Here is a 1269-nt window from a genome sequence, read left to right on the forward strand (position 1 = left end):
CCGTAGACCGGGCCGAGGTCGCCGTCCTCGCGCGCCCATTCGTCCCAGATCGTGACGCCGCGCTCCTTGAGCCAGTTGTTGTTGCTGGAACCGGTCAGGAACCACAGCAGTTCCTGGATGATGGACTTCAGGTGCACCTTCTTCGTGGTGACCAGCGGGAAGCCTTCGCTAAGGTCGAAGCGCATCTGGTAGCCGAACACGCTCTTGGTGCCGGTACCGGTGCGGTCGCCCTTGTGCACGCCGGCCATGTCGACGTGGCGCATGAAGTCTTCGTATTGGGAGCGGATGGGGCGGATGGTCATGTCAGTAGGAACAGAACAGGGTGTCGAGCGCGTCGACGATGGCATCGCTCTGAGTTTGCAGATTGGTCACCGGCGTTCGCAACTCGGCAACCGGAAATGCGGCAAGCGCTGCGGTATCGAGAACCACCTTCATTCCATCGATCTCGAATGACGGGTTCAGATCTCGCATGGGCGTGCCGAATAGCTTCGCCGGCCGCATGGGCACCACGACGCGCGTCTCGAGGCCGCTGATGTAGTTGTTCTGCAGGTCGAGCAGATAAGGCGTGCTTTTTCGAAGCACGGTGTCGGGATGCCGGAAAACGTCGAAGCGCGCCATGACGAAGGTCAGAACGTCCGGTACTTGGCGAGTGGAAGACCTTCCTTGGCAATGCGGGCGTTGTACGCCGCAATGCCTTCCTTGTTGGCCTCGTTCCATTTTTCCCAATAGCGGCGTTTGACTTCATCCGCCAGCAAGCCGTCGACGGTCTGCGACACGTTCATTCCGAGTTCGCGCGCCATCTCTAGCACTTTGCTGTTGAGGGAAAGATTGGTTGCCCTCTTGGGCGCGTTATCGAAGCGAAGCATGATGCGCACCTTTGTGTGCAGTGACTATGCGCATATTTTAAGCGCATCGTTCATGGCAATCGAATCACGCGACCCGGATTCAGGATGTTCTGCGGATCGAGCCCGCGCTTGATGGCGCGCATCATCGCCAGCGCCACCGGCGACTTGTGTTTCTCGAGCTTGTCGACCTTGAGCGAGCCGACGCCGTGCTCGGCGGAAAACGAGCCGTCGAACTTCTCGACCGCGTCATACACCAGGGTGTTGATGCGGTCCTCGTTGTCGAGCAGGAAGGCCTGGTTGTCGCCGCCTGCCGGCGCCTGCACGTTGTAGTGCAGGTTGCCGTCGCCGAGATGGCCGAAGTTCACCAGCCGCACGCCGGGGATCTCGCGCGCCAGCAGGGCATCGGTCTCGGCCACGAAGGCCG

Annotated in this window: 4 protein-coding genes; all 4 read right to left on the reverse strand. The window is 60.7% G+C overall.

What is annotated here, in order from left to right; all coding sequences use genetic code 11:
* Positions 1–302: thymidylate synthase (gene thyA / locus AC1DY5_RS56080; RefSeq protein ID WP_478122780.1), on the reverse strand; the 302-nt coding region annotated here is incomplete at its 3' end.
* A gap of 1 nt (position 303) precedes the next feature.
* A complete protein-coding gene (locus AC1DY5_RS56085; protein WP_478122781.1) occupies positions 304–618 on the reverse strand; it encodes a CcdB family protein in 315 nt (104 codons plus the stop codon).
* A gap of 8 nt (positions 619–626) precedes the next feature.
* Positions 627–866, reverse strand: coding sequence for a type II toxin-antitoxin system CcdA family antitoxin (locus AC1DY5_RS56090; RefSeq protein ID WP_478122782.1), 240 nt, complete (start codon positions 864–866; stop codon positions 627–629).
* A gap of 50 nt (positions 867–916) precedes the next feature.
* On the reverse strand, positions 917–1269 hold a 353-nt coding region (locus tag AC1DY5_RS56095), incomplete at its 5' end, for an FAD-binding oxidoreductase (RefSeq protein ID WP_478122783.1).

Source organism: Variovorax sp. P4_D9 (assembly GCF_056401695.1).

Excerpts from the sequence above, each read along its gene's own strand:
- AC1DY5_RS56085 (WP_478122781.1), bottom strand. The coding sequence starts at position 618 with ATGGCGCGCTTCGACGTTTTCCGGCATCCCGACACCGTGCTTCGAAAA.
- AC1DY5_RS56090 (WP_478122782.1), bottom strand. The coding sequence starts at position 866 with ATGCTTCGCTTCGATAACGCGCCCAAGAGGGCAACCAATCTTTCCCTC.